Genomic DNA, 7,826 nt, shown 5'->3' with positions numbered 1-7,826 from the left:
TGTATAAGAGACAGGGGAGATGGGGGGAATAGTTGATAACATACCATTACCAATTCCCAATTACCAATTACCAATTCCCAATTCCCAATTCCCAATTCCCAATTACCGATTCCCAATTACCAATTCCCAATTACCAATTCCCAATTCCCCATGCTTAATTCAACTATAATTGCGCCAAACGGCAACTAAGGAACCTTGTACCTGTACCTGTCGTGCGTCAACTTCTATTGGCTGATATTTTGAGTTTGCGGGTTCGAGGGTAATGCGATCGCTACTTGTCCGATAAAACCGCTTTAATGTCGTACCGTGTCCTTCAACCATGGCAGCAACAATTGTACCGTCTTTGAGCATATCTGGTTCCTGTACGGGATGCAAAAATACCATGTCTCCATCAACGATGGAATCTTCAATCATGCTGTCACCAGTTACCCGCAAAGCATATGTTTGAAAGGGTAATTTGATCTCTTGAAAATCCAAATGTTCCACAGCATCGGTAAAGGGTTCTATTAAACCACCCGCTGCTATGGTACCTAAAATGGGTACACCAGGATTTTCCGGATGCAAAACTCTTATAGTCCGCGCTTTACCTTCACTCCACTCAATATACCCCTTGTTGCGTAAATGCTCTAAACGACTTTGAATCGGCGCTGGTGACCTCAAATTCATCGCTTGCATCATCTGACGAATTGAAGGTGAATGCTGACGCATTCGGATATATTCCGTCAACCAATCGTAAAGTTCTCTTTGTGCTTCTGTCAGTTTTTCCATAATCTGTAGGGAAGTAAAATACAAATGTCCTTAGAACATTAGTACTACAAAAAAGCTGATAACGGCAAAGTTTTTTGCCTTTTATATTGCAATTTTTAAATATTTTTTGAATCAAGAGTGGGAACCGGGGAGATTTTGGATTGAAATTGAGAGTAAATCCAAAATCTAAAACATCTAAAACCGACATTTAAAGTGGTTCTGAGGGCAAAATACTGGCAAGTAAAGCTTTTTGTGCGTGAAGTCGATTTTCTGCTTGTTGCCAAACTCGCGAATGTTCGCCTTCAATAACAGCATTTGTTATTTCTTCATCGCGATGTGCTGGTAAACAGTGTAAAACAATCGCTTTTGGGTGAGCAAAACTCAACAATTCCTGATTAATTTGATAGGGTTTGAAAATTGGCATTCGATCCTCTGCTTCTTTTTCTTGTCCCATACTTGCCCATACATCAGTATAAAGTATATTAGCATTCTTTGCTGCGTTTTCGGGGCTTTCGGTAATCATAACTTCACTTTTTCCATTTGCGATCGCAGAGGCTTGTTTGACGACATCGGCTGAAGGTTCGTAACCGCTGGGGGTGGCAATTTTCACATTCATTCCTACTAAAGCACAACCTAACATCAAGGAATTTGCAACATTATTACCGTCACCAACATAAGTTAAAGTTAAACCCTTTAAAGTTTGGAATTCTTCTTGAATTGTCAATAAATCCGCCAAAACTTGACAGGGATGCTCCAAATCTGTCAGGGCGTTAATTACTGGAATTTGGGCATAATTTGCAAAGGTTTCTAATTCTTGCTGTTTAAAGGTACGAATTGCCAAACAATCGAGATATTTATCCAATACTCTGGCAGTATCTTGAATTGGTTCCCCACGACTAACTTGAGTAACATTAGGATTAAGGTCAATAACTTGTCCACCTAATTGGTACATTGCTACGGTAAAACTTACCCGTGTTCTAGTGGAGGCTTTAGAAAATAATAGCCCCAATACTTTATTGCAGCGCAATTTCAATTTTTGTGATTTTAATTGAGTTGCCATCTGCAAAAGTTCTTCAATTTCTATTGCGCTCAAATCTGCTATGCCTAATAAATCTCGTTGACTTAACGCTGTCATGCTTTTTAATTATGTTTAGGAACAATTAAGTGTTACGTTTTTTCAATTTATACGAACATCTTTCAAGAAGCCTGAAATATTCCGTTGTTCTGTGAAATGCTCGCGATAATACAAGATTAGAATAACTGTAAATTTTGATTTTTTTGATATTTGGAATTATTTCTCTATTACAATAACTGTGCTTTCAGACTTGGGTAAATCACTCTCTAGGCAGAGAAAATTATTGACCAAAAAATTGAGATACAAGCCCCGTGCTAAAGCATCGGCTTTTCGACAATTTAGGGTACAATTTGAATAGTCGCCATAGGGCATTGGGAGACTTTAAACGGACATCGAGGAAGAGTAAGACTAATAAAGGTAGCATCATCCAGTGAAGCGTCAAGAATCACCGCACTTTAAGGGCGGTGAGTATGTCAAATAATCTGCTTGCTTGATTTGCATGAAAAGTCAAGGGATGCTCTCTAATAATTTTTCTGCAAATCAATCAATTATTTATTTTTGCTCAAAGCTGTTTGTGGCTTGAAATTTTGGAAATTAAATCAAGGTCTTTACAATATTATTTTTTCTGGTACAATTACAAATTAGTATAAGCCAGCATGGCTCAGTGGTAGAGCAACGCACTTGTAATGCGTAGGTCGTCGGTTCAAATCCGACTGCTGGCTTTTTGATAGTAAAGTTTTATCTGTGTCATCCTTTAATCCTTCTAATCCGTGTTCAAAGGAGTTTTTCCGGTTAATCGGTGAGACAGCGGTTACCACGAATCAATAATCAAAATTTTGTGTTACCGTTATCGTTTAAAATTATTGAGTAAAAAATAAAATACCATCGATTAAAAACAACAAAATTGCTTTGATTTTGAAAGTTGGTAATTAAAGTTGGTAATTGCAAATAATATGACTACAGTAACCCAAGTCAAAGAAACCGAATTCGAGACACTTTTAAAATCTGAAAATATCCTCGTAGTTGATTTTACCGCTACTTGGTGCGGTCCATGTCGTGTGGTTGCACCTTTAATACAACAACTAGCCCAAGAGTATCCAGAAGATATTAAAGTGGTGAAAATAGATGTAGACCAAGATAAACCACTGGCGAAAAAATACGAAGTTCGCAGTATTCCTGCGGTGCTAATTTTCAAAAATGGCGAATTAGTTGAAAATCTTGTCGGCGCTAAACCCTATGAAGAATTTAGCGACGCGGTTAAAAAGAATCTTTAATAGTTTCAAAATAGTTCCAAACTACAACGCAGGTGGTATAATCTCCTCTGCACACTTAAACTAAGTAACTGTAGAGACATCATCGCTCGTGCCATAAGCACGGTACAGTCGATAAAAATTCATGCCTACTACCACCTGGACTCGTCATCACATCCTTTCCCTGGCTGATTTCACCGCTACTGAATACAATGCAGTTTTACAGACTGCTGCGAGTTTTCAGGAAGTGCTAACGCGGCGAATGAAAAAAGTACCTACTTTACAGGGACAGGTGGTGGCTAATTTGTTTTTTGAACCATCTACTCGGACTCGCAGTAGTTTTGAACTTGCTGCAAAACGTCTGAGTGCAGATACCCTGAACTTCTCCGCAGCTAATTCTTCGATGACTAAGGGAGAAACAATTCTAGATACAGCTAAAACTTATTTAGCGATGGGTACTGACATCATGGTGGTACGTCATCAAGATGCAGGAGTACCAAACGCGATCGCAACAGAAATGGACCGTTTGGGTGTAAAAGTCAGCGTTTTAAATGCTGGTGATGGACAACACGAACATCCTTCTCAAGGGCTGTTAGATTTATTTACAATTTGTAGTCTGTTTGACCAAGATAATCCCCGAATCGAACTTTTGCAAGGAAAAAAAATTGCTATTGTCGGCGATATTCTGCATTCTCGCGTGGCTAGGTCAAATATTTGGAGTCTTACCGCAGCTAGCGGTGCGGAGTTACATTTAGCAGCACCACCGACGCTATTACCAAAATTATTTGCCGATTATGGTAAAGATAGACCTGGTAAGTTATTCGTACATTGGGAATTGGAGCCAGCTTTGCAAGATGCCGATTTTGTGATGACGCTACGATTACAAAAGGAACGTATGACTACTCATTTACTACCTTCATTGCGGGAATATCATCAGTTGTTCGGAATTACGCGGGATAAGTTGCGAAATTGTCAAGATAATGTAAAAATATTACATCCGGGTCCTGTAAATAGAGGTGTGGAAATTAGCTCGGATTTAATGGATGACCCTGAGTTTAGTTTGATACAAAATCAAGTGACGAGTGGTGTTGCGGTGCGAATGGCTTTACTGTATTTAATTGGTAGCGGCAAAGCTTCAGAATAGTCAGAATTTGGGATTTTTCTCATGTTAACAGAAGTCCGTGGGGTTAGAAGTCAGGTTTTTATGATAAATGTCTGTAGTAACAGATAATTGCCATCAAAACCCAACTTCTGTGAGAGTTAGTCTGTGAGAAAATATTTTCTAAGTTTAAAAATTAATCAGACTTTTTCGATTTGTCTACAATTGTCTTTACACGACGAATTATCCAAGGGGTTCCACGATATTTGCCGTTAACTTCTTCTTGAATAAATTCTGTATTTACAATATCTACTTGATAATTACTACCGCGATATTGACGAGTAACTGGTTTTTTTACAGTCTCAGATGGAGAAACAGTTTGATTTTGATGATGATTATTTCCCCGTTGTTCAAATTTGAGTTGATATTCATTTTGCTGCAATAATTTCTTAGTAGTAACCAACACTACAACTAACAACAAAACCTGGATTTCCCAAGGTGCTAAAATCAAACTGAACACAAGACTAATAATTGCGAATAAACCTGCGAGATATCCCACTTCATCGCTACATTTTTTAAAAATATAGCCAGTAATTACACAGATAAAAAGTGGAATCAGAAAAAATAAAGGCATCTTTTCTCAACTCCGAATTCTAAGCATTTGCTTTGATACAAAAATCATTGAACTGCTATTGTAAGCAGATGTAACCGATATTACACCCTTTCGGTTTTTTTGCTACAACTTCCTACATATATAAACAGCATCTCGGACTGATATTCCGAATTTTATTTATTGTTTAGTATATTAGCTTATTACTATATACTAGCGCTCGAACTTGAATAATATTATAGGCGTAGAATTACCTTTAATACGGTGTTCCTTTAATAATCGCAGAACAATGTTGAATATTCCCCAACTGTTAGCCACTGAACTGAATCTCAAGCCTTTTCAGGTGGAAAATGCGCTCTCGTTATTTGCAGAAGGTGCAACTATTCCGTTTGTTGCACGTTACCGTAAGGAGCGTACTGGTGAAATGAATGAAACCCAGTTGCGCGATTTATCCGATAGGTATACTTACTTAACTGAATTAGAAGCAAGGAAATCAGTAATTTTAAATGCGATCGCCGAACAAGGTAAACTTAGTGATGAGTTGAAACAGCAAATCGAATTGTGTTTACAAAAAACCGAATTGGAGGATTTATATTTACCTTATCGTCCGAAGCGTCGGACTCGCGCTACTATTGCCAAAGAAAAGGGACTCGATCAATTAGCGGATTTGATTAAGTCGTTGAATGTGAAAGGTGGTGTGTCAGGGGATTTGAATGTAGAAGCAGCGAAGTATATAAATACAGATAAACAAGTTGAAACCGCAGCAGAAGCGCTCAAAGGTGCGAGTGATATTTTAGCGGAAGAAGTGGCAGAGAAGGCTCATTTGAGGGCATTTTTACGGGAGTTGTTGTTAGAGTCGGGGGTATTTGTTTCTCGCATTAAAGACGAATATCCCGAAGGTACGACAAAGTATGAAATGTACCGCGATTATCGCATGAAAGTGAGTAATATTGCACCTCATAATATGCTGGCTTTGTGTCGCGGAGATAAGGAGAAAATATTAAGTTACGAAATTGCTTTTGATGAAGATGATGTGCTTGCTTATTTGGAATCCCAAGAAATTCGGAATAAACAGCCAGAGATTCGCAAATTTTATCAACAAATGCTCAAAGATGCATTTAACCGTTTGATGAAAACTTCTTTGATTAATGAAGTAATATCTGAGAAGAAAGAATATGCAGATATTGAGTCTATCAAAACATTTGAAACCAACTTACGTAACTTATTATTGTCCGCACCAGCAGGGATGAAACCGGCGATCGCCATTGATCCAGGATTTAGAACCGGGTGTAAGGTGGCGATTTTGGATGAAACAGGAAAATTTCTGGAGTATCAAGCGGTTTTTCCCCATACAGGAGCCGAAAAACGCCGCGAAGCTGTAAAAACGCTGCAAAATTTGATGAAAAAATACAACGTTGAATTAATCGCGATTGGTAACGGTACAGCTTCTCGTGAAACTGACGAATTTGTCGCCGAAGTCATGGAAAATATGCAGCGTAAACCAATTAAAGTTATGGTTAACGAGTCGGGTGCATCGATATATTCAGCGAGTAAAGTCGCGATCGCAGAATTCCCCGATTTAGATATTACGGTGCGCGGAGCCATTAGTATCGGTCGTCGTTTACAAGATCCACTTGCGGAATTAGTCAAAATTGACCCCAAATCTATCGGTGTGGGACAATATCAACACGATGTAGACCAAAAATTGCTCAAAAAGAAATTAGATGAAACGGTAGAAAGCTGTGTTAATTACGTTGGTGTTGACTTGAATACAGCTTCTAAAGAACTTTTAACTTCTGTTTCCGGGATTACCTCTAGCATTGCAAATAATATAGTTCAATACCGCAACGAAAATGGTGCCTTTAAAAATCGTCGTCAGTTGTTGAAAGTTCCCAAATTAGGACCAAAAGCTTTTGAACAAGCAGCAGGTTTTTTGAGAATTCGTGGTGGTGAAAATCCTTTAGATAATACCGCAGTGCATCCCGAAAGTTATGCGGTGGTGAAAAATATTGCTTCAGATTTGAATTTGGAATTACAGCAAGTTACCCAAATTGCAGAAAATCTCAAAAAAGCTGATTTAAAGAAATACGTCACCGATACTGTAGGTGAACCGACATTACGAGATATCATCGGAGAACTTGAAAAACCTGGAAGAGATCCTCGTGCTGAGTTTAAGTATGCCACTTTTAAAGAAGGAATCAATGAGATTACTGATTTAGAAGTAGGGATGGAATTAGAAGGAATTGTCACAAATGTTGCGAATTTTGGCGCTTTTGTAGATGTGGGGGTGCATCAAGACGGTTTGGTACATATATCTCAGCTTGTAGATCGATTTGTTAAAGATCCCAAAGAAGTGGTAAAAGTTGGGGAAGTTGTGAAAGTTAAAGTTTTAGAAGTTAATCAGAAATTAAAGCGGATTGGTTTATCGATGAAAGCTGTTAGGCAATAAACAAATTAATAATGTAGAGACGTAGCAGTGCTACGTCTCCCGATTTTTGCGATTGTATTGAGAATTCTCGAATAATATATTTATTTTTTTAACGCAGAGGAACACAAAGGTAAACGCTGAGGTACGCGGAGTTTTAGGATTTTTTTCGTTAAATTAGAAGATATCCTGAATTGCCCTTATTGAAGTTGTAGCTAGTAATTGGGAATTAAGAAAGAAATGTATTTTAATTTACTTGTTACCGAGTTTGGACTTTGTAACAATTGTCAAAATCAAGATAATTATTTCTGCTTTTAATCGGGTATCATATCTCTACTTAGTTTAAGTTAAACCTAAATTAATCAACTTAAAATCATGCCACTTGAGTTAATTGTTTTAATTGCTGCATTGGTTGTTGCCTTTATAGTTTTCAAGGCTTTACTAAACGTAGTAAAAACAACTTTTAGTACCGCGATCGCGCTTTTGGTGATTGTGGTTATTTTGAGTATGTTCGGGATTACTCCAGAAGATTTAATCCGAGAAATTACTAACTTACCTCAAACTTTGATGCGCTTATTTCCGCAAACACAAACATAAATAGGCTGTTCATATTCAAGATG

Annotated in this window: 7 protein-coding genes and 1 tRNA gene; 5 read left to right on the top strand and 3 right to left on the bottom strand. The window is 37.9% G+C overall.

The features are described from left to right. Positions 1-159 precede the first annotated feature (159 nt). Positions 160-768, bottom strand: coding sequence for a transcriptional repressor LexA (lexA, locus tag IQ247_RS11845; protein ID WP_193920150.1), 609 nt, complete (start codon positions 766-768; stop codon positions 160-162). 187 nt (positions 769-955) lie between these two features. Continuing rightward, complete coding sequence (gene argF / locus IQ247_RS11840; RefSeq protein ID WP_193920148.1) at positions 956-1,882, bottom strand: ornithine carbamoyltransferase; 927 nt, start codon at positions 1,880-1,882, stop codon at positions 956-958. 590 nt (positions 1,883-2,472) lie between these two features. On the opposite strand from argF, the gene IQ247_RS11835 reads away from it, so the two are divergent. From IQ247_RS11835 to IQ247_RS11825, 3 genes are all read left to right on the top strand, one after another. Continuing rightward, positions 2,473-2,544, top strand: a tRNA-Thr gene (locus tag IQ247_RS11835). 231 nt (positions 2,545-2,775) lie between these two features. Continuing rightward, positions 2,776-3,096, top strand: a complete 321-nt coding sequence (gene trxA / locus IQ247_RS11830) for a thioredoxin (RefSeq protein WP_193920146.1) — start codon at positions 2,776-2,778, stop codon at positions 3,094-3,096. Between the two features lie 121 nt (positions 3,097-3,217). Beyond that, positions 3,218-4,216, top strand: coding sequence for an aspartate carbamoyltransferase catalytic subunit (locus IQ247_RS11825; RefSeq protein ID WP_193920144.1), 999 nt, complete (start codon positions 3,218-3,220; stop codon positions 4,214-4,216). Between the two features lie 151 nt (positions 4,217-4,367). Here IQ247_RS11825 and IQ247_RS11820 read toward each other — a convergent pair whose 3' ends face one another. Then, a complete protein-coding gene (locus IQ247_RS11820; protein WP_193920142.1) occupies positions 4,368-4,805 on the bottom strand; it encodes a DUF4278 domain-containing protein in 438 nt (145 codons plus the stop codon). Between the two features lie 265 nt (positions 4,806-5,070). On the opposite strand from IQ247_RS11820, the gene IQ247_RS11815 reads away from it, so the two are divergent. Both IQ247_RS11815 and IQ247_RS11810 read left to right on the top strand, forming a co-directional pair. Then, complete coding sequence (locus tag IQ247_RS11815; protein WP_193920140.1) at positions 5,071-7,230, top strand: Tex family protein; 2,160 nt, start codon at positions 5,071-5,073, stop codon at positions 7,228-7,230. Positions 7,231-7,581: 351 nt separating this feature from the next. After that, positions 7,582-7,803 (top strand): hypothetical protein, encoded by a 222-nt coding sequence (locus IQ247_RS11810; protein WP_193920138.1) that lies wholly within the window; start codon positions 7,582-7,584, stop codon positions 7,801-7,803. Positions 7,804-7,826: the final 23 nt, after the last annotated feature.

The sequence above is a fragment of the Plectonema cf. radiosum LEGE 06105 genome (assembly GCF_015207665.1).
Lineage (GTDB): Bacteria > Cyanobacteriota > Cyanobacteriia > Cyanobacteriales > Nostocaceae > Rivularia > Rivularia radiosa_A.
The sequence above is the reverse complement of the archived record's forward strand: the minus strand, read 5'-3'. Positions and strand labels throughout refer to the sequence as shown.